Below are 20,434 nucleotides of genomic sequence, written 5' to 3'. Positions count from 1 at the left end.
GAATGGGGGACGCCCGTGTCCGAAGAATCGGGCAGTGAACGTCTGATCGCGGGTCGCTACCGTCTCCTGTCCCCGCTCGGCGAGGGCGGCATGGGAACCGTGTGGCGTGCCCGTGACGAGGTGCTGCACCGCGAGGTGGCGGTCAAGGAGGTACGGGCACCCGCCGGGCTGCAGGGATCCGAGCTCGAGCGGTTGTACGCGCGCCTCGAGCGGGAGGCCTGGGCTGCTGCCCGGGTCGCCAACCGCAACGTGGTGACGGTGTACGACGTGGCCACCCAGGACGGCCGTCCCTGGATCGTCATGGAGATCGTGCGCGGCATCTCCCTGGCCGAACTGCTGGATGCGGAGGGGCCTCTCGACCCGCAGCGGGCCGCGCACATCGGCGCCGAGGTGCTGTCCGCGCTGCGGGCCGCGCACGAGGCCGGGGTGCTGCACCGGGACGTGAAACCGGCCAACGTGCTGATGTCGAACGACGGCCGGGTCGTGCTCACCGACTTCGGTATCGCCATGGTCGAGGGCAGCTCCGCGCTGACCATGACCGGCGAGGTCATCGGCTCGCCCGAGTTCCTGGCGCCGGAGCGGGCGCTGGGCCGCACGCCCGGCCCCGAGTCCGACCTGTGGGCGCTGGGCGTCCTGCTGTACGCGTCCGTCGAGGGCCACTCCCCGTTCCGCCACGACACCCCGCTCAGCACCCTGCGGGCGATCGTCGACGATGAGCTGCCGCCGCCGTTGCGGGCCGGTCCGCTGACCCCGGTGATCGAGGGGCTGCTGCGCAAGGACCCGGCCGAGCGGCTGCCGGCCGAGCAGGCCGAGCAGGACCTGCGGATCATCGGCGCGGGCGGCACACCCCGGGCGGGCTTCGGCCCGGAGTCCTCGTTCGCGTACCCGCCGACCGTCGCGGCCCATCCGCAGCCGCCGTCGACCTCGTCGCAGTGGACGCAGCCCACCGCGACCGGTGGCCCCACGACACCCACGACACCCACGACACCCACGACCGGCCCCGGCGGACCCGCCGGACCGCGCCGCAGCCGCCGGGCGGCCATCGTGCTGGTCGCGGGCATCGCCGCCCTGGCGCTGGCGATCGCGGGGCTGACGTACGCCCTGCTGAACCAGGACGACGGGAAGAAGACCGAGGGCGGCGGGACCAAGACCGAGACGTCCGCACCGGCATCGCCCTCGGTGAGCGACACCGCGCCCAAGAACACCGAGAAGTCCGAGCCCACGCCCAGCAAAACCCGCGAGTCCACGTCCGCCGCCCCACCGCAGTCGGTGAAGGTCTCCCTGGCCGGCTCGCACACGGAGTACTCCGGCCCCTGCCCGCCGGCGCGGAACGACTCGCCCGCGTTCACCGCGACGTTCACGGTGGGCACGCTGCCGGCCGAGGTCAGCTACCGCTGGGTGTCACGGGACGGCGAGGCCCTGGACGCGGGGTGGAAGACCCTGTCGTTCCCGGACGGCGGCAACAAGACCAAGCAGGACACCGCGTTCGTGACGACCAACAACGACAACGGCAGCGTCCAGAACGAGATCAGCGTCGAGGTCCGCGACCCCGTGCACACGACCTCCAACTCGGTGCCGTTCTCGGTGACCTGTGAGTCGGAGACCCCGTCGGACGGGGCCTCCCCCTCCACGTCAGCGACGCCGTGACGGCGCCGGAACCTTCCTGACGGTCAGGCCAGACCGGTGAACACCGGCAGATAGCCGCCGGACTGGCCGGCCACCTTCGGGTGGTACGACTCGCCGATGTTGAGCACATTGAGACTGTTCAGCCACGGACTGCCGGAGCAGAGCTCGTGGCCGGTGAAGGTGGAGCGGACGTCGCCGAAGGCGAAGCCGTGGTCCGCGGCCCTCTTGGCGACCGCGGTGTCCAGGTAGTCGGCCGCGTCGTTGATGGCCTTCCGTTTGGTCTCGGACAGGCCGAGGCAGGTGGCGCCGAGCTGGTAGAAGCGGGGGTAGCCGAGCACGACCACGCGGGCGGCCGGTGCCTTGGCCCGGATCGCCGAGTAGACGCTGTCGAGCCTGCCGGGGAGCGTCGAGTCGACGAACGCCCGCGCGGTGTCGATCCGGGACAGGCAGGAACTGTCGGACTGGAGCACACAGGTGGTCATGACGTCGGAGAATCCGGCGTCGTTGCCGCCGACGCTGATCGAGACGAGGGCGGTGGCGGAGTTGAGCGGGGTCAGTTGACTCGCCAGAACATCACTCGTTCGGGCGCCCGAGCACGCGGTGAAGTCGAAGGACGCGGGTGAGTGGGCGGCGGCCCAGAGGTACGGATAGGCCTTGGCGCTTCGCTTGCAGTCGCCGCTCGCGGAGAGGTAGCTGCCCGTGCCCACCCCGGAGGAGTAGGAGTCACCGAGCGCCACATAGCCGCCGGTCGAGGCGAGTTGGGACGCGTGAACCGTGGACGCGCCGGTGAGCGCGGTGCCGACGGCGAGGAGGAGAGAGCTGACGAATACGGCAAGTCGGGAACATCTCATGGAACCTCCCTTAGCAGGATCTCTGCCACAACCGTCGTAGCAACTACGCGTGTTGACGGGAAGTGTCCATGCCAAGTCTTTTCGGCCGTTCGCGGGATGGACCCCGCCTGTTCGCCGTGACCTGAACCAGCGTTCCCCCACGGGCGCGCGCATCGTGGGCGACCGTGCGCGTCTTGACGGCCCCCTCGCGGCTGCGCGACATTGAAGCCCGGCATCCGGCGCTTCGGGGGGCAAAGTCGCCAATGCGAACCACACGCGTCAAGGCATCGTCAAGAGAGCTGTCGCCGCTGCTCGCCGGCGCCGCGACGGCCGTCGCGGGATGCGGCGCGCTGTTCGCGCTCGCCGACTCCAACTCGCCGCTGCGCGGCCCGTTCACCCTGTTCTTCCTGCTCGCCACGCCCGCGGCCGCCATCCCGGTGGGCCTGCGCGGGCTGGAGCCGTTCGGTCGTCTGCTGACCGCGGTCGCGGGGTCGGTCGTCCTGAACATGCTGGTCGCCCAGGGCATGCTGGCCGTGCACCGCTGGTCGGTGCGGGGCGGGCTGGTGGCCGTGACCGCCCTCAGCGCTCTCCTGCTCCTGCCGTCCCTGGTGCCGCGGTCGCGCGGGACCGTGCGGCGGCCAGAGTCACAACTCGCTGACGACAAGGGAGCCGTAACGGTCAAACCAACAAAAAGGTGAGGCCTCGTTCCAGGTCTTGCCATACGGGCTCAATCATCAATACCGTCGTACATCTCACCCGCATCGGACCATCATCAAGCGGCTCCAGGGGAGGGCTCAGGTCCGCGATGGAATCCGGCGCGGGGCGCGGTAGGGGGGTGCCGTGCTCGGTGACCGCAGTGGTGACCGAGCCGTGCCGCGCGACCGGCTGCCGTTCTCCGGGGCCGGCCAGCTTTGCCAGCTCACCCGGCACGCACGGAGATCGCTTCCGGCATGCCCCGGGTGAGAACCCCCCTTTCGAACCGGACAAAGAACCGGGCTGCCCAGGGGCGGGCGGTCCACCGGACGAGAGGGACCAGACCCATGAGCTCAGTTCTGCGCCCGGCCAGTACGGGCAAAGATCCGTCAACGGCCGGTATGTACCGTCCGATCTCCTCTCACCTGGCGATCACGCCACCGGTGAGCGTGGTGATTCCCGCCATGAACGAGGCGGAGAATCTCCCCTATGTCTTCAAGACCCTTCCGGCCTGGATACACGAAGTGGTCCTGGTGGACGGCAACTCCACCGACGACACCGTCGACGTGGCCCGCTCGCTGTGGCCGGACGTCAAGGTGGTCGAACAGCGCGGCAAGGGCAAGGGCGACGCGCTGACCACCGGGTTCCAGGCCGCCACCGGCGACATCATCGTGATGGTCGACGCGGACGGCTCGGCCGACGGCAACGAGATCGTCAGCTACGTCTCCGCCCTCGTGTCGGGCGCGGACTTCGCCAAGGGGTCCAGGTTCGCCAACGGCGGCGGCACCGACGACATGACCTTCATCCGCAAGCTCGGCAACTGGGCGCTGTGCACGGCGGTCAACCGCAAGTTCGGCGCCCGGTACACGGACCTGTGCTACGGCTACAACGCGTTCTGGCGGCACTGCCTCGACAAGATCGAGCTGGACTGCACCGGCTTCGAGGTCGAGACCCTGATGAACATCCGGGTGGTGAAGGCCGGGCTGAAGGTGCAGGAGATACCGAGCCACGAGTACCTCCGCATCCACGGCACCAGTAATCTGCGGGCCGTGCGGGACGGGCTCAGGGTGCTCAAGGTGATCCTGAGCGAGCGCTCCAACCGGCGGGCGCTGCGGCGCCGGCCGCAGCACTCCCCGCTGCTCGACTCGGTCCGGGGAGAGGCGTCTTGAGCGGTCCCGCCATCTCCGTGGTGATCTGCGTCTACACCGAGGACCGCTGGGAGGACATCCTCGCGGCGGTCGCCTCGGTACGGGCGCAATCGCATCCCGCACGGGAGACACTCCTCGTCGTCGACCACAACGCGGCTCTCCTGGAGCGGCTGGCCAAGGAGTACAAGGAGCCGCAGCAGAGCGGGGAGGTGCGGGTGCTTGCCAACGCGGGCCCCCGCGGCCTGTCCGCCGGCCGCAACACCGGGATCGCCGCGGCGCACGGCGAGGTCGTGGCGTTCCTGGACGACGACGCCGTGGCCGAGCGGGACTGGCTGCGGCACTTCGCCGCGGGCTACGCCGATCCGCGGGTGCTGGCCGTCGGCGGCCGGACCGTGCCGATCTGGGCGTCGGGCCGCCGGCCGGCCTGGTTCCCGGAGGAGTTCGACTGGGTGGTCGGCTGCACGTACCGGGGACTGCCCCCGGGCCGGGTGCGGGTGCGCAACGTCCTCGGCGGCAACGCCTCCTTCCGTCGCAGTGCCTTCGACTCGGCGGGCGGCTTCGCCACCGGCATCGGACGCGACGGCGACAAGCGGCCGCTGGGCTGCGAGGAGACCGAGCTGTGCATCCGGCTGACCCGGGCGAGACCGGAGGCGATCCTGCTGATCGACGACCGTGCGGTGATCCATCACCGGGTGCCCGAGGCGCGTGAGCACTTCCGGTACTTCCGGACGCGGGCGTACGCCGAGGGCCTGTCGAAGGCGCTGGTGGCCCGGAGTGTGGGGACGGACAAGGGACTTGAGTCGGAGCGCCGGTACGCGACCCGGGTACTGCCGGCCGGGGTGGCGCGCGGTCTGCGGGACGCCGTGCTGGCCCGTCCGGGCGGCGCGGGCCGCGCGGGCGCGATCGTCGCCGGGGTGCTGACGGCGGCGGGCGGATATGTGGTGGGCAGCGTGCGGGCACGCCGCGGCACCACCACCTTCTCGGTGGCCGGGATCGGCGGCGGGATCGAGGGGGAAGCGGATGGCTGAGGCGCCGGTGCCGATCCTCATGTACCACGCGATCGCGGCCGAACCGAACGACGCCACCCGGGAGTTGTCGGTGACCCCGGACGCCTTCGCCGAGCAGCTGGCCGTGATCGGCGAGCTGGGGTTCACCCCTGTCGACACCGCCGCCCTCGCCGCGGGGTGGCGCTCCGGACGCCCGCTGCCCGCCCGGCCCGTCCTGATCACCTTCGACGACGGCTACGAGGGCGTGCACCGGCACGCCCTGCCGGTGCTCGCGGGGCACGGCTTCGCGGCCACCCTGTTCGTCTCCACCGGCTGGATCCGCGGCGCGTACGACACCGGGGGCGGCCTCGACACCATGCTGGACTGGGACCAGATCCGCGAACTCGCCGCGCACCGGGTGGAGATCGGCGGACACAGTCACACCCATCCGCAGCTCGACCAGCTCGACGACGCCACGCTGCGCCACGAGCTGATCCACTGCAAGGAGATCATCGCCGACGAACTCGGCACGGTCCCGGCCTCGTTCGCCTACCCTTACGGCTACTCCAGCCGCCGGGTGCGGCAGGCGGTGCGGGAGACGGGGTACGGCCAGGCGCTCGCCGTCGGTAACGGGCTGGCCCACCGGCGGCAGGGGCCGTACGCCCTGCGGCGGGTCACCGTGCGCCGCAGCACCGGCATCGAGGAGTTCGAGCGGCTCGTCCAGGGTCGCGCGATCGCCCGCGTCTTCGCCGGGGACCGTGCCCTCACCAAGGGGTACGCCCTGGTCCGCAGAGCACGCCAGGTCCGCCGGAAGGCCATCCGTTCCCGTGTCTGACACGACCACGACCACGCCCGAGGACACCACGCCCAAGGACACCTCGCCCGCGACCGGGGCGCCCGAGCGGTCGGGGCGCCGGCTCCGGCTGCCCGGCCTCGGCCGGTCGCCGGGGGGCAATCAGCTGTTCCGCAACGCCTACGCGCTGATGCTGAACACCGGCATCTCCGCGGTGCTCGGCCTCGGCTTCTGGCTGGCCGCCGCCCGCTACTACTCCGAGTCGGCGGTCGGTCAGGGCTCCGCCGCGATCGCCGCGATGAAGCTGCTCGCGGGCCTGACGGCGGTGACCCTGACCGGTGCGCTGGCCCGCTTCATCCCGGTCGCGGGCCGGGCCACCGGGCGGCTCGTGCTGCGGACGTACGTGGGCAGTTCGGTGGTCGTGGCGGTTGCCGCGCTGGTGTTCCTGCTCACCCTGAACCTGTGGGGGCCGTCGTACCGCTTCCTGCACGGGCCCCTCAACGGGCTCGGCTTCGTGGTGGCCGTCGTCGCCTGGTCGCTGCTGACGTTGCAGGACGGGGTGCTGACGGGGCTGCGCAGCGCGCTGTGGGTGCCGGTCGGCAACACCGTGTTCTCCGCGGTGAAACTGGGGCTGCTGGTCGCGTTCGCGGTGGCCCTCCCGACGTCGGGCGTGTTCGTGTCGTGGGTCGCGGCGATCGCGTTCTCCGTGCTGCCGCTGGGCTGGCTGGTGTTCCGGCGGCTGACGCCCCGGCACATCGAGGCCACCGACGAGCACGCGCGGCCGCCGACGCTGAGGGAGATCGGGCGGTTCCTGGCGGGCGACTACACCGGATCGCTGTTCTCGCTGGCCGTGGTCTACCTGGTCCCCGTGATCATCGCCTCGCAGGTGAGCTCCGAGGACAACGCGTACTTCTACATCACCACCACGATCGGCGGCACGGTCAACCTGCTGGCCATCAACATGGGCGCCTCGCTGACCGTGGAGGGCTCGCACGACCCGCACCGGCTGGCCTCCAACACCCGGGCCGCGCTCAGACGGATGGCCCGGATCATGCTGCCGGTGGCCGGGACCCTGTTCGTCGGGGCGCCCTGGATCCTCGGGGTGTTCGGCGCGGGCTACGCGGACGCGGCCACCCCGCTGCTGCGCTGGTTCGCGGTCGGCGCGGTGCTGCGGGTCGTCATGGAGACGTACTTCGCGGTGCTGCGGGCGCAGAGCCGCACCGCCGGACTGGCCTGGATGCAGGGCCTGTTGTGTGTGCTGGTGCTCGGTCTGACACTGCTGCTGCTGCCCCGCATGGGCCTGACCGGCGCGGGCGTCGCGGAGATCTCCTCGCTCACGGTGATCGTGGCGATCGCCGCGCCCAAGCTGTACCGGACCGTCCGGGCCGGGTCCGGCGAACTGCCCGAGGACGCGGCGCCGGACGGGGACCTCGCCGACCTGGGGACGCGCGAGGTCCCCGCTCCGTCCGGAGCACCGCGGCGCGGGCCCGGCTGGGCGCTCGACCAGGACACCCTGGCTCTCGGTATCCACGTCGACTTCGACCACGTGGAACGCCGGCCGGACGTCCGCCCGGGCCCCGGCACACCGCCCGCAGGCACGGCCACGCCCCCCGAGGACCGAAGGCCGACCTGGGCGCGGGGGCCCGAGCTGGGGCTGCCCGTCGAGGTGAGGGAGCCGGGCTCCGAGGCGTCACTGGGGCCGGCTCAGGCCGAGGCCGAGGCGTCACTGGGGCCGGCTCAGGCCGAGGCCGAGGCGTCACTGGGGCCGGCTCAGGCCGAGGCCGAGGTGGACGCCCCGTTCGAGCCGCGGGAGGACACCGCGGGAGACGCCGGGGCGGTCGTGGGCGCGGTCGCGGGGGCGAAGACGGCCGTGGCCGCTCAGGCGCCTGGGTCCGCAGCGGCACCGCCGCCCGCGCGCAGGCTGCTGCCCACCCGCGTCGGGGTGGTCCGGGGCATTTTGCTGACCGCCGCGCTGCTCCTGTACTGGGTGCCCGCACTGCGGCTCGGCGAGGCCGACCTGGACGAGATGGGCGGGCTCGGGCTGATCTCCGTGCTGCCCCTGCCCACCCTGGTCGGGGCCGCGCTGCTGGTCGTGGTGTTCGCGTCGCTGCTGTGGCTCGGGCGCGAGCACCGGGCGCTGCTGCTGCTGACGCTGCTGGCGACCGTCGTCTCCCTGCACGCGCTGCCCGCCGTGATCGAGACGGAACCGCGGTTCGCGACGGCCTGGCAGCACCTCGGGTTCATCGACTACATCGACCGGACCGGGTCCGCCGTGCCCGACCTGGACGCGCGCTGGAGCTGGCCGGGCTTCTTCGCGGTGGCCGCGTTCGTCACGAAGGCGTGCGGGGTCAGCGACCTCACCGAGGTCATCCGCTGGTGGCCGACCGCCATCCAACTCCTCTACCTGGCCCCGATGTTCCTGCTGGTGCGTTCGATGCGGGCGAGCTGGCGGGCCAAGTGGACCGGTATCTGGGTCTTCGTGCTCAGCGGCTGGGTGGGGCAGGACTACTTCTCCCCGCAGGGCTTCACGTATCTGCTGTACCTGGTGTTCGTGGCCATCCTGCTCGTCTGGTTCCGGGCCCCGGGCGTGATCTGGGCGAAGCGGCGCCCGGGCGAGATCGAGGTCGAGCCGGCCGACCGGCGGCAGCGGGCCGTACTGCTGATGATCGTGATCGGCCTGTTCGCGGCGAGCGTCCCGGCCCACCAGCTCACCCCGTTCGTGATGCTGGGCGTGCTCGCGGTGCTCGTCCTGGTCGGCCGCAGCGAACTGCGCGGCCTGCCCATCCTGTTCGGGGTTCTGGTGGCGGCCTGGGTGGGCTTCATGGCCGAGCCGTACTGGTCCGGGCACTTCGACGACCTGTTCGGCGGGGTGGGCGGGGTCGGCAGCAACGTGTCGTCGTCGGTGTCCGGCCGGATCCAGGGCGGCAGTTCGACGCACAAGCTGGTGCTGTACGTGCGGGTGCTGCTGGCCGGCGGGGTGATGGCCTTCGCCTGCTGGGGCTGGTGGCGCCGACGCCGGCACCACTACCGCGAACGGTCCCTGCTGGTCCTCACCTTCGTGCCGTTCCTGGGCTTCGGCATGCAGTCGTACGGCGGTGAGATGGCGCTGCGGGTCTTCATGTTCGCCCTGCCCGGCTCGGCCCTGCTCGCCGGACTCGCCTTGTTCCCGCGCACCGGCGTCACCACCGGGGAACGCGACAAGGACCGGGCGAGCCTCGCCCCGCTGGCCGCGCTGCTGGCGGGGCTGGTCCTCATGGGCGGTTTCCTGGTGGCGCGGTGGGGCAACGAGCCGTTCGAACGGATCCGGCCCGGCGAGGTCGCGGCCATGGACTACGTGTACGCCCATGACGATCCGACGGTACGGCTGCTGTGGCTGAGCAATGACACGGTGACCAACGTGACGCCGGCGATGCCGTGGGGCGCCCGGGACATGGAGAAGGTCCAGTACGTGCCCACGTTGGCGCCGCCCGACCCGGTGCTGGTGTCGGGCCTGGTCAAGGCACTGAAGGACTCGGGCCCGAACTCGTACCTGATGATCAACCGCAGTCAGGTCGTCTATCTCCAGCTGGACGTGGGCTATGCGGACAGCTGGGAACCGCGGCTGGTCGGGAACCTGGACCAGCGCAAGGAGCTGCGGAAGGTCCTCGTCAACGACGACGTGACGATGTACACGCTGCGCGAACAGCCCGAGGGCAAGGTCCCCGCCGCGGATCCGGGCCCGATCGGGCCGCAGGTGACGTGGACGCCGTGGTCGGTCGTCGGGGCGCTCGCGGCGCTCGCGCTGATCGTGCTGCTGACGGCACGGGAGGTCGTGCGGGTCGCGGTGCGGCCTAGTGTGCGGCAGCTGCGGTGGCTGCAGGGCAGCTTCTGGTTCTCGCTGCCGCTGCTGGCGGTGCTGTTCGCGGCGCTGGTCCAGCGGTTCCTGACGATGAAGTAGGGCGCCCCGGGGTGAAGCGGCTCAGTCGGCCCGACGGTCGAGCCACTTCACCTCGTACGCCTGCATCGTGAACCGCCTGCCGTCGACCTTGGCGCTGATCGACCGGTCGAGGGTGTTGACCACCAGGGCCACCGTGTCGGTCGCCAGGACCCGCACGTTGGGCACGTCGTCCGTGGCGACGGACACCGTCCGGTAGGCGGTACCGGGCGGGAACTGAGCCCCGAAGCGGGAGACCAGGTCGTACAGGGGGAGCTTCGCACCGCCGCCGCCCCGGTCGGTCGGGGTCCACAGACAGCCGGGGCAGTCGGTGCCGGTCTCCCTCTCCGGGTTCCAGTAGAAGCCGGAGGAGGCACCGCCCTTGACCATGGCGATCATCCCGGCGGCCTGGACGGCGACCCGGCGGGTCTCGGACCAGCCGTCGCGTTCGTCCTTGGCGTCGGCGGGTTCGACGTAGTACTCGGCCCACCACAGCGGCAGGCCTCCGGTGCGGGCCCGCACCCACTTCCCCACCGCGGTGAACTTGTCCGTGGCCGCGAACTCGTCGGGCAGCAACTCGTCGTCGTTGGTGTAGCTGGAGCCGTCGACGACCACGAAGTCCGCGCCCACCTTGTGCCGGTTCCAGTAGGCGAAGGCGTCGAGGATCCGCTGGTCCATCGCGCCCCAGGGCCCCTTGAAGGTGGCCGAGGCGTCCTCCGCGCGCGGGTCGACGCTGTCCATCACCAGGTACGGCCCACCGACCTCGATGTCCTTGTCGACACCCTTGAGAGCCTTGTAGACCAGGTTGTAGAGCTTGGTGTAGCCCTCGTAGTCCCAGCGGGCCTCGGCGTCGTTCCAGAAGCCCTTGAACTCGTTCCAGACGACGAAGTGGCGTACGTCGGGATAGCGCTTGGCGACGGTCACGGCCAGGTTGGCGAAGTCCTGGTAGTGGTCGGCCGTCGGCGCGGTCTCCAGGGCGGCCTGGCTCCAGTTCGTGTTGTCGACGCCTGCCTCGCCGCCCTTCATCCAGTCCGGGGAGCAGCACAGGGTGATCACCGGGGTGGCCCCGGATGCACGCATGAAGTCGACCCGGCGGTCCAGGGACCCGAAGTCGTAACGGCCCTTCACCGGTTCGGGGTTGTCGGCGCCCCAGCCCATGATGTGCTGGTTCTGCGGCAGGCCCCCGGTCTTCGACAGCAGGTCCTCGACTCGCCGGGTGGCGGCGCCGGGCCCCTCGTCGGCGCTGAACTGGGTGTGCGTGAAGCCCCAGCCCACCTCGGGCTTCGACGGACCGGCGGGAGCGCTCGGCGTGCCGTGCACCCTGTCGCCGTCGCGCGAGGTGCCCTCGGTGCCGCCGCCGTCCCCGGGAAACGTGTTGAGCAGTGTCACGACCAGGGCCAGCGCGGCCAGCCCCACACCGAGCAGCGCGGTGAACCGCCACCGCCCGGCCCCCGAATTCCACCCATGACGTCCCATCGAGGGCAACGGTAACGGGCCGGACACCCGGCGGGGCAGAGGTCGTAGCCGCACAGCTCTGTAACAGGACGGACGCCGAGACGCAGGGGGCGCGCCGCAGGCACGCGACACCGACGCCACCGGGGTGTGCCGAGGACGCGGCCGGTGGCTGACGGCACGGCAGGTGCACTCCGGTGCAGTACGGAAAGCGGGTGCACGAGACCCGAACGTGCCGGATCATGGCGGGCATGTCTGCCAACCCACACGACGCTCTGCCGATCCGGCTCAACGTCGACGACAGCGACTCGCCGTCCGACGTCGTCGACGCGCTGTTCCTCGGTCGCTTCGCGACGGGCGAGCAGCCGTACTCGCACGCGTCCAACATCGACCGCGTGCGCTCCGGGGCGACCCTGCTGCCCCCCGACGCCCGGGTGCTGCGCATCGCCCGCGACGACGACCGCAGCGCGACGCTGGCCGAGGGCGACGGCTGGACCCTGCTGGTCTCCCGCTGGAACCGGGGCGCGGACGTCACGGTCACGGCGACCACCGCGGAACTCGCCCAGAAGGTCCTCGACCAGGCCACCGACGGCGCGGCGGACGAGCCCGAGCCGCAGCCGGAGAACGTGACGATGGGCTTCTGGTACGTCTCCCCCAGGCGCGGCCCGCACCGCACCACGCGGCAGATCTCAGCGGGCACCTGGGACGAGGTGCGGGCCAACTACACCGCGCCGGTCGCGGACGCGATGGACGTCCTGATGGGGACCACCCCGGAGGACATCGCCGGCCGGCTGCTGCTCCTGCACGGCCCGCCGGGCACCGGCAAGACGTCGGCGCTGCGGACGCTGGCGCGGTCCTGGCGGGAGTGGTGCCAGGTGGACTGCGTGCTGGACCCCGAGCGGCTGTTCAGCGACGTGGGCTATCTGATGGACATCGCGATCGGGGAGGACGACAGCACGGGCAAGGGCCGCTGGCGGCTGCTGCTCCTTGAGGACTGCGACGAACTGATCCGCGGCGAGGCCAAGCACACCGCCGGTCAGGCGCTGTCCCGGCTCCTCAACCTCACCGACGGTCTGCTGGGCCAGGGCCGTAACGTCCTGGTCGGTGTGACGACCAACGAGGACCTGGAGCGCCTGCACCCGGCCGTGGTCCGCCCGGGCCGCTGTCTGGCCCGTATCGAGGTGGGCCCGCTGACCCGCCGGGAGGCCGTGAGCTGGCTGGGCGACGAGGAGGGCGTGGGCCGCGAGGGCGCGACACTGGCGGAGCTGTACGCGCTGCGGCGGGGCACCTCCCCGACGTCGCTGCCGGAGCCCCGGCCGGGGACGGATGCGGGGCTGTACCTGTAGGGCACGTGCTTTGATGGGGGTATGACCCTGTTCGTCGGCACGTCGGGGTGGCAGTACAAGGACTGGCGGGGTGTGCTCTACCCGGCCGGGTGTCCCACGCGGCTGTGGCTGGAGGAGTACGCGGCGCGTTTCGCGACCGTCGAGATCAACAACGCCTTCTACCGGCTGCCGTCCCGGGAGACCTTCGAGGCCTGGCGGGAGCGCACTCCGCCGGACTTCGTGGTCGCGGTGAAGGCCAGCCGCTATCTGACCCACATCAAACGGCTGCGGGAGCCCGAGGAGCCGGTGCGTCGTCTGATGAGCCACGCGGCGGGCCTCGGTGACCGGCTCGGTCCGGTCCTGCTCCAGCTGCCACCGACGCTGCGCGCGGACGCGGGGCTGCTGGACACCTGCCTGTCCTGCTTCCCGGCCGGCACGAGGGCCGCGGTCGAACCGCGCCACGACTCGTGGTGGACGCCCGAGGTGCGCGGGGTGCTGGAGGCCCGCGGTGCCGCCCTGTGCTGGGCCGACGTCCGCTCCCGGCCGGCGACCCCGCTGTGGCGCACCACCGACTGGGGCTACGTCCGCTTCCACGTCGGCCGCGCCCGGGCCTGGCCCCGCTACGGCCGGCAGTCCCTGAAGACCTGGGCCGAGCGGATCGCGGACACCTGGTCCGAGGGCGAGGACGTGTTCGCGTTCTTCAACAACGACCCGAACGCGGCGGCGGTGAAGGACGCGGTGGTCTTCGCAAGGGCAGCCGACAGGGCGGGGCTTCCCCCCACGCGCACACCGTGACCTTGCCTCCACGGCGACGCCCCGCTCACCCCGCCCGGTAAGCCGCCCGCAGGGCGTCCCGTACCGCGACAAGCGCCGCGTTCTCGTCCAGCCCCAGACGCCGGACCCGTTCGACGTACGCCTGGGCGGCCGACGCCGCCTCGCGTTCCGCCGCCGAGCCCGCGGCGGCGACATACGTTCCGTTGCGCCCCCGCGTCTCGATCACCCCGTCCGCCTCCAGCGCCCGGTACGCCTTGGCGACCGTGTTCGCGGCCAGGCCGAGCGACTCGGCCAGCCCGCGGACGGTCGGCAGCCGGTAGCCCACCGGCAGTACTCCCGAGCGCGCCTGCTCGGAGATCTGCGCCCGCACCTGCTCGTACGGCGGGGCGCTGTCATCGACGTGGATCTTCAAGGTCACGCAGGCGATTGTCCCGCACCCGGGCGAAAATGAGAGGCACCGGTACGCATCTCCCCCGTAGCGTGCGCCCATATGACCATGACTGTGCGCGGCCTCCGTCCAGGGGTCCAGGCCGACTTCGAGGGCTTCGCCCGCGTCCGCCACCTCGCCCTCCCGTTCTATCTCGTCACGCCGGACTCCCTGGCCTACGACCTCGCCCACGCCCATCCCGACTCCCACTACCGGCCCCTGGTCGCTCAGGAGGACGGGGAGGTGATCGGCACGGCCCAGGTCGGGATCGTGCACGACAGCCCGGAACCGGGCCAGGGCTACGTCAACGTGTACGTGCACCCGGAGCGCACCGGCCGCGGCGCCGGCTCCCGGCTGGTGCGCGCCGCCGAGGAGTACCTGGCCGGCCTGGGGGCGACGAAGCTGTTCGCCTGGGTCCTGGACGAGCCCGGCAACCGTGCCTTCGCCGAACGGCACGGCTATCGCGGCAGCCGTTCCGCCCACTTCCTGCGCCTGGACCTGGCGCACGGCACCCTGCCGCCGCTCCAGGACCCGCCGCCGGGAGTCGAGCTGCGTACGGGCGCCGACTTCGCCGACGACCCCCGCCCGCTGTTCGCGCTGGACTCGGAGACGATGTCGGACGAACCCAGCGACATCGCCTACGAGTTCACCGATTACGAGGCCTGGCTGGCGGACACCTGGAACCACCCCCTGTTCAGCCCCGAGCTGACCTCGGTCGCCGTGGCCGACGGCGTCCCGGTCGCCTTCAGCGCGGCCCGCACGGACGGCGGCACCCGCTACGGCACCGTCATGACCGGCACCGCCCGCGCCTTCCGCGGCCGCGGCCTGGCCAAGCTCGCCAAGACCGACTCCCTGCACCGCGCCCGTGCCGCGGGGCTCACCGAGGCGTTCACGGGCAACGACACCGGCAACGAACCGATGATCGCGATCAACAAGTGGTTCGGTTATGAGATCTGTGCGACGGAGAGGCGTTATGTCCGCGAACTCGGCTGAAGCGGCGCGTGTGGTGGAGGTGGTCCTCGTCAAGGCGGGCCGCACGAAGATCCGTTACGAGGCGGAACTCCTCGACGACGACGGCACCCGGATCGCGGTCCGCGCCCCCTGGGCCGGTGAGGTCGTCCGCGACTTCGGCTTCGTCCGCTTCGAGCCGGGCGACGTCTTCACCGAGCACTACTGGCGTGACCGCTGGTACGCCGTGAAGGAGGTCCGCGACGGGGCCGGCGTACGGAAGGGCTGGTACTGCGACATCACCCGCCCGGCCGTGTTCTCCGGCGCCGAGCTCGTCGTCGAGGACCTCGACCTGGACCTGTGGGTCTCCGGCGACGGCTCGGACGTACGCCGGCTGGACGAGGACGAGTTCGCCGAGAGCGGTCTGGCGGACCGGGACCCCGGTGCGGCGTCCGCCGCCGTGGCCGCGCTCGACGAGCTGGAGGCACTGGCCCGCGAGGGCCGCCTCACCGCGCTGCTCGGCTAGGAAGGCACGGAAGACCCTGGCGGGGTTCCCCTTTGAGGTCTCACCCCCGAGGTCTCGCCCCCCGCCCCCTCACCCCACCGTCGCCACCGCCGCGTACCGCTCGTCGTCCACGTCCTTCCCCCACAGCCGCGGGTCGTCCGAGAGCCCCTCCACGCGCACCCGGCCGCCGAGCGGGGCGAGCAGGGCGGTGAGCCGGTCGGCGGGTATGCCGACCGGGTGGACCGTGCCCCACACGCCCTCGACCAGCACCAGCCGCCCTCCGGGGCGCAGCAGCTCCCGCCAGTGCCGCAGGGCCCGGCCGGGGTCGGGCAGCGCCCACAGCACATGCCGGACCAGCACCACGTCGAAGCGGTCCTCCCCCACCGGCGGCTGTGCCGCGTCGCCGACGAGGAACACGGCGTCCCGCCCGGCGAGCTTGGTGCGGGCGAGGGCCACCATGTTCGGGGACCCGTCCACCCCGGTGACGTGGTGTCCCTGCTCGGACGCGAGGAGCGACAGACTGCCGGTGCCGCAGCCGAGATCGAGGATGTCGGCGGGATCGCCGGGCAGCCAGTCCCGCAGCCGCCCGGCCCAGGCGCGGCGCACCTCCGGGTCGCGCAGGCCGTGGTCCGGTTCGTCGTCGAAGGACTCGGCCTGCGCGTCCCAGTCGACATCCGTCGAGGTCATGGCCGGGGTCGGGGCACCACTCTGGTTCGTCATGGGCCCAAGAGTGACACGCGCCACTGACACTCGAATGGTGACAGCGGCCACTGACAGACCGGCAACCGATGAGTGACTCTCCCTGCACAGGTCTACCTCCGTGAAAACGCGGAACCCGGTAGCCCCTGGAGGAGGCAGCCATGCGCCGTATGACCGTGCAGAAGCCCCTGAAGAAGACGGGCTCCCGAGTCCGCGAGGAGGCTGACGAGCGCCCCGCGGGACGCCCGGAGGTCCGCAAGGACATCGCACGCACCTGGTGGCCGGACGCGTGAGACCCCAGGCACCCCGGTCCAGCCGCTTCCTCGACGGTCAGCGGGTCAGCTGAACGCCGACGCGCAGGTGGTGGGCTCGGCGTGGGCCGGGTCCAGCGCGTTGGCCACCTCGTGGAAGGCGATCCGGTCGAACAGTCCGATCGCCACATGCTCGGACAGGTCCACCGGGCACAGGTCCTGGAGCAGCACGTTGCGCACGCCGGATCCGCTCAGGAACTGGCTGCGGTACGGCGTGACCACCTCGTCGTAGGTGCTGGCGAGGACCGTGTAGCGGACGCCGGGCACGGTGTCGCCGCCCGCGTTGAGCCTGCTGAGGAAGGCGGAGCCGACCACCTGGTCGGCGAGGGCGGGGGTATGGGTGGTGAGCAGGTCCGCGATGCCGGGGAAGTACGGCAGCAGTTCGGTGAGCCCGGAGAGCGTGGTGCCGTGGTTGGAGGGCGCGATGCCGACGAGGGCGTTCACCTTGGCTGCTCCGCCGAGGAATTTGAGGTAGTAGCGGGGCATCATGCCGCCCTGCGAGTGGCCGACGATGTCGGTCTCGTCGGCACCGGTCGCCGCGAGCACCCTGTCGACGTACGCCTTCAACTGCTCGGCCGAGCTGGCTATGGGAGCGAGGCCGTAGAAGAGCGGAACGCCGGATAGCCGGCCGTAGTCGAACGAGAAGACGCAGTAGCCGCGGTTCTCCAGGTACGGCGCGAGGGTCAGCCAGTTGTCGACGGAGTTCGCGAAGGTGCCGTGCACGAGGACGACGGGCCGGGGGTGGGCGGCGGACGGCTTGCAGGAGTAGTCGTTCCAGCCGGAGCTGGGGGCGACGGCCGCCTGGGCGGTGACGGGGACGACGGCGGCCGCGGCGGTCAGCAGCAACGCGGTCAGGGGTCTGAGCACTCGTTTCCAGGGCAGCATCGAGTGATCTCCTTGCGGCTCAAGGGAGTTGCGACGGCTCTACGCCCTGTGATCCGGATCACAAGAATGCTGTTCACTCGTCAAGTTACGAGCGAGTAGTGCACTTGTGAAGTTACGCGTCAGTAAAAACTTCCAGTGATAACCGTCGACGCCTGACACCGCTGATGAACACTCACCAGGTGGGTCTGACGGGACCGTGGGGAGCGATGCGCCCCAGTCGGTCACGCAGCGCGCGCACTTCACCCTCCCCGAGCAGCCCGGCCCACGCCCCGACGACCTCCGCCGCCGCCTCCTCCGCCGCACGGGTACAGGCCCACCCCCGCCCGGTCAGCACGACCAGTCGGGCCCGGGCGTCCTCCGGGTGCGGCCGGCGCTCGGCGTACCCCTTGCGCACGATCTCGTCGACGAGCTGGCTGGCGGCCTGCTACTCCCCCGTCAGCTTCTGCTCCGCCACGCGTACACCGGAGCAGACGCTGCGACCCTTGCAGCAGCAGCCGGCGTCAGCGTTCCCATGGCCCGCTTCCGCCTGAACACCAGCGGCGTCCTGCTCCAGGCCCGCCGCGGTCGGACAGCCGGTGGCCGCGGACGGTCTTGACCGGCCCTGCATCGAGAGTGCGTCCAACGCCGCCACGGCGTCCGTGCCGCCACTTCCCAGACTCCGCTGCCTCCCAGACCTCATCGCGCCAGTCCCTCTCGGTCCCGTCCGCCGCGTGGTCGGCGAGCCGAGCGATGCGGTGAGCCCGGCCAGGTCTGTGGCCGCGAGGCGGGCGAGCCGGGCGTCACGGACCTGCTCGGCCTGCGGATCGGAGCGGCCCAGGTAGAGGCCGACCGAGCCCGCACTGGGCTGCGAAGTGACCGCCGGACCGCACGACGGCGTGGGGCGAAAGGTGTGCGCGGCGTTTCCAGCGCGGGAGCCCTGAGGGGCACGAACTCCCTTCGGACGCCGCCCGTCTTCCAATTGGTCCCGGTCGGGCTGCTGGAGGATGGGTTCGGCCCAGCAGGTGAGGCCGCCTACGAAGGCTGCGGTACCGAAGCGGGTCGAACCGCCGTCCTCCGGTATCGGCGTATCCGGCCGACTTCGGATGACGACGCCTCGACCCGCAGCAGGTTGCCGGAGGCGCGCAGGACGCTGGCTCAGGGGCGGGTGGAAGGCTCGGGTGCCGGAGTCGGGTCGTCGTGCGGGCTGGCCGGAAGCGGTTCGTCCGGCGGTTCGACGGAGAGGTGGGGCATGGTGCGCTCCAGCCAGGCGGGGAGCCACCAGTTGGCCTTGCCGAAGGCGTGCATGGCCGCGGGGACCAGGATGGTGCGCAGGATGAAGGCGTCCAGGGCGACCGCGGCGGTAAGTCCGATGCCGAACTCGGCGATCACGCGCTGTCCGCCGAAGACGAAGGCGAGGAAGACGCAGACCATGATGGCGGCGGCAGCGGTGATGACCCGGGCGGTCTCCACCTGGCCCACCCGCACGGCCCGGGCGTTGTCCCTGGTATGCAGCCATTCCTCGTGCATCCGGCTGACCAGGAACACCTGGTAGTCCATGGACAGTCCGAACAGGATGGAGATCATGATCACGGGGATGAACGCGTCCACGGGCCCCGCTTTGCCGAGCCCGAGGGCGTCCGAGCCCCAGCCCCACTGGAACATCGCGATCAGGATGCCGAAGGAGGCCCCGGCGGCCAGCAGGTTCATCACCGCCCCGGTGGCCGGGATGAGCAGGCTGCGGAAGGCGAGCATGAGCAGCAGCCCGCCGAGAACGACGATGACCGCGATGAACTCCGGCAGCTTGCTGGTCAGGACGCTCGCGAAGTCGTCGAAGATGGCGGTCTGGCCGCCGACGTAGACCTTCAGGGTGGTGCCCTGCTCGGCCGCGGGGATCACGTCGTTGCGCAGGTGGTCGATCAGGTCGGAGGTCTGCTTCGCCTGGGGCGAGGTGGTGGGGACGACCTGGACGATGCCCACCGTGGCGCCGGACTGCATGGGCAGGGCGGCCACGCTCGCGACGCCGTCGACGTTCTTCAGCCGGGTGGACAGGTTCGTCAGGGCGGCCTTGTCGGCGGCCGTGGGGGCCTGGGCGACGAGTTGCAGGGGCCCGTTGAAGCCGGGGCCGAATCCGTCGGCGAGCAGGTCGTAGGCCTTGCGGGTAGTGCTGGACGACGGGTCGTTGCCCGCGTCCGACGATCCCAGGCGCAGGGAGAACACGGGGATGCTCAGAGCGGCCATCACCACCAGTGCGACCAGGGAGAGGGCCCGGGGACGGCGTTGGACCACAGCAGCCCAGCGGGACCACAGCCCGGACGCGGAGTTCTCGGCCAGGACTTCACCTGCGGCCAGCCGGCGCCGGGCGCGACGGCCCAGGACCCGGGTACCGAGCAGGCCAAGGAGGGCCGGAAGGAGGGTGACGGCGGCCAGCACGGTCGCCGCGACGGTCAGCGCTCCGGCCACGGCGACGCCGTTGAGGAAGTTCACCCGCAGGACGAACATGCCGAGCAGGGCGATGCACACGGTGGCGCCGGCGAACAGCACCGCACGTCCCGAGGTGTTGACCGCCCTGGTCAGGGCTTCGGGGACATTGAGCCCGGACTGCAGGCCCTTGCGGTAGCGGGTGACGATGAACAGGGCGTAGTCGATGCCCACGCCCAGGCCGATGAGGGCGGACAGGGTCGGGGCGATGCTGCCCATGCTGATCGCGTGACTGAGCAGGCCGGTGGCGAGGATGGCGGTTCCGACGCCGGCGACGGCGGTGAGGATGGGCAACGCCATGGCGATCAGTGAGCCGAAGGCGATGAACAGCACCACGGCGGCCGCGAGCACGCCGACCATCTCGCTGAGGGAGGTGGGCGCCTGTTCGGTGCCCTCGATCGCCTGGCCGCCCAGTTCGACCTCCAGACCGTCGGTCCTGGCCGCCTTGGCGGTGTCGATCACCCGCTGGATGTCGGAGTCGGCGAGTTGCTCACCGGCCTTGGCGAAGTTCACCTGGGCGTAGGCGGTACGGCCGTCCGTGCTGATCTGGGCCGAACCCTGCTGGCCGTAGGGGCTGGTGACGCCGGTGACCTCGGGCAGCTTGGAGATCTTGTCCAGGGTGGTGGTCATCCGCGCCTTGGTGGCGGTGTCGCGGACCGAGC

General features: G+C 71.4%; 17 protein-coding genes and 2 pseudogenes. 11 read left to right on the top strand and 8 right to left on the bottom strand.

Annotation, left to right across the window (positions count from 1 at the left end; genetic code table 11):
* Positions 1-15 precede the first annotated feature (15 nt).
* Positions 16-1,647: a protein kinase gene (locus ACFYRY_RS38840; protein ID WP_389156932.1), complete on the top strand. Its 1,632-nt coding sequence runs from the start codon at positions 16-18 to the stop codon at positions 1,645-1,647.
* A gap of 23 nt (positions 1,648-1,670) precedes the next feature.
* On the opposite strand, the gene ACFYRY_RS38835 is transcribed toward ACFYRY_RS38840, so the two are convergent.
* Positions 1,671-2,477: an SGNH/GDSL hydrolase family protein gene (locus tag ACFYRY_RS38835; RefSeq protein WP_389156929.1), complete on the bottom strand. Its 807-nt coding sequence runs from the start codon at positions 2,475-2,477 to the stop codon at positions 1,671-1,673.
* A gap of 242 nt (positions 2,478-2,719) precedes the next feature.
* On the opposite strand from ACFYRY_RS38835, the gene ACFYRY_RS38830 reads away from it, so the two are divergent.
* The 5 genes from ACFYRY_RS38830 (at position 2,720) to ACFYRY_RS38810 (ending at position 10,013) form a co-directional block, all read left to right on the top strand.
* Positions 2,720-3,154: a hypothetical protein gene (locus ACFYRY_RS38830; protein ID WP_389156926.1), complete on the top strand. Its 435-nt coding sequence runs from the start codon at positions 2,720-2,722 to the stop codon at positions 3,152-3,154.
* A gap of 342 nt (positions 3,155-3,496) precedes the next feature.
* Positions 3,497-4,318, top strand: a complete 822-nt coding sequence (locus tag ACFYRY_RS38825; protein WP_389156923.1) for a glycosyltransferase family 2 protein — start codon at positions 3,497-3,499, stop codon at positions 4,316-4,318.
* Positions 4,315-5,325, top strand: a complete 1,011-nt coding sequence (locus tag ACFYRY_RS38820; protein ID WP_389156920.1) for a glycosyltransferase family 2 protein — start codon at positions 4,315-4,317, stop codon at positions 5,323-5,325. Before ACFYRY_RS38825 ends, ACFYRY_RS38820 begins: the two co-directional genes overlap by 4 nt.
* Entirely contained in the window at positions 5,318-6,118 is an 801-nt protein-coding gene (locus tag ACFYRY_RS38815) for a polysaccharide deacetylase family protein (RefSeq protein WP_389156918.1), read from the top strand. The genes ACFYRY_RS38820 and ACFYRY_RS38815 overlap by 8 nt, the downstream gene beginning before the upstream one ends.
* Entirely contained in the window at positions 6,111-10,013 is a 3,903-nt protein-coding gene (locus ACFYRY_RS38810; protein WP_389156915.1) for a lipopolysaccharide biosynthesis protein, read from the top strand. The genes ACFYRY_RS38815 and ACFYRY_RS38810 overlap by 8 nt, the downstream gene beginning before the upstream one ends.
* A 21-nt stretch (positions 10,014-10,034) precedes the next feature.
* Here ACFYRY_RS38810 and ACFYRY_RS38805 read toward each other — a convergent pair whose 3' ends face one another.
* A complete protein-coding gene (locus ACFYRY_RS38805) occupies positions 10,035-11,465 on the bottom strand; it encodes a xylan 1,4-beta-xylosidase (RefSeq protein WP_389156912.1) in 1,431 nt (476 codons plus the stop codon).
* A gap of 227 nt (positions 11,466-11,692) precedes the next feature.
* Here ACFYRY_RS38805 and ACFYRY_RS38800 point away from each other — a divergent pair, with 227 nt between their 5' ends.
* A complete protein-coding gene (locus ACFYRY_RS38800) occupies positions 11,693-12,787 on the top strand; it encodes a DUF5925 domain-containing protein (RefSeq protein ID WP_389156909.1) in 1,095 nt (364 codons plus the stop codon).
* A 21-nt stretch (positions 12,788-12,808) separates the two neighbouring features.
* The gene (locus ACFYRY_RS38795) at positions 12,809-13,561 is read left to right on the top strand and encodes a DUF72 domain-containing protein (protein ID WP_389156906.1); all 753 of its coding nucleotides are present in this window, start codon (positions 12,809-12,811) and stop codon (positions 13,559-13,561) included.
* 25 nt (positions 13,562-13,586) lie between these two features.
* Here the strand turns inward: ACFYRY_RS38795 and ACFYRY_RS38790 are convergent, their stop codons facing one another.
* Entirely contained in the window at positions 13,587-13,958 is a 372-nt protein-coding gene (locus tag ACFYRY_RS38790; protein ID WP_389156903.1) for a GntR family transcriptional regulator, read from the bottom strand.
* 72 nt (positions 13,959-14,030) lie between these two features.
* On the opposite strand from ACFYRY_RS38790, the gene ACFYRY_RS38785 reads away from it, so the two are divergent.
* Together ACFYRY_RS38785 and ACFYRY_RS38780 are read left to right on the top strand one after the other, a co-directional pair.
* Positions 14,031-14,960, top strand: coding sequence for a GNAT family N-acetyltransferase (locus tag ACFYRY_RS38785; protein ID WP_389156900.1), 930 nt, complete (start codon positions 14,031-14,033; stop codon positions 14,958-14,960).
* Positions 14,941-15,441: a DUF402 domain-containing protein gene (locus ACFYRY_RS38780; protein ID WP_389156897.1), complete on the top strand. Its 501-nt coding sequence runs from the start codon at positions 14,941-14,943 to the stop codon at positions 15,439-15,441. The genes ACFYRY_RS38785 and ACFYRY_RS38780 overlap by 20 nt, the downstream gene beginning before the upstream one ends.
* 69 nt (positions 15,442-15,510) lie before the next feature.
* On the opposite strand, the gene ACFYRY_RS38775 is transcribed toward ACFYRY_RS38780, so the two are convergent.
* The gene (locus ACFYRY_RS38775) at positions 15,511-16,140 is read right to left on the bottom strand and encodes a class I SAM-dependent methyltransferase (protein ID WP_389156894.1); all 630 of its coding nucleotides are present in this window, start codon (positions 16,138-16,140) and stop codon (positions 15,511-15,513) included.
* 140 nt (positions 16,141-16,280) lie between these two features.
* On the opposite strand from ACFYRY_RS38775, the gene ACFYRY_RS38770 reads away from it, so the two are divergent.
* Positions 16,281-16,412, top strand: coding sequence for a hypothetical protein (locus ACFYRY_RS38770; RefSeq protein ID WP_389156891.1), 132 nt, complete (start codon positions 16,281-16,283; stop codon positions 16,410-16,412).
* Between the two features lie 45 nt (positions 16,413-16,457).
* On the opposite strand, the gene ACFYRY_RS38765 is transcribed toward ACFYRY_RS38770, so the two are convergent.
* From ACFYRY_RS38765 to ACFYRY_RS38750, 4 genes and pseudogenes are all read right to left on the bottom strand, one after another.
* Entirely contained in the window at positions 16,458-17,315 is an 858-nt protein-coding gene (locus tag ACFYRY_RS38765; protein WP_389156889.1) for an esterase/lipase family protein, read from the bottom strand.
* A 172-nt stretch (positions 17,316-17,487) separates the two neighbouring features.
* Positions 17,488-17,739: pseudogene (locus tag ACFYRY_RS38760) on the bottom strand (MarR family winged helix-turn-helix transcriptional regulator); the annotation flags it as partial.
* Positions 17,740-18,449: 710 nt separating this feature from the next.
* Positions 18,450-19,289, bottom strand: coding sequence for an MMPL family transporter (locus ACFYRY_RS38755; protein ID WP_389157123.1), 840 nt, complete (start codon positions 19,287-19,289; stop codon positions 18,450-18,452).
* 279 nt (positions 19,290-19,568) lie between these two features.
* Positions 19,569-20,423, bottom strand: a pseudogene (locus ACFYRY_RS38750) (MMPL family transporter); the annotation flags it as partial.
* Between the last annotated feature and the right edge of the window lie 11 nt (positions 20,424-20,434).

Origin of the sequence: Streptomyces sp. NPDC005263 (assembly GCF_042872365.1) — a bacterium.
Lineage (GTDB): Bacteria > Actinomycetota > Actinomycetes > Streptomycetales > Streptomycetaceae > Streptomyces.
Note: the sequence above shows the minus strand (reverse complement) of the source record. Positions and strands in the feature narration are given on the sequence as shown.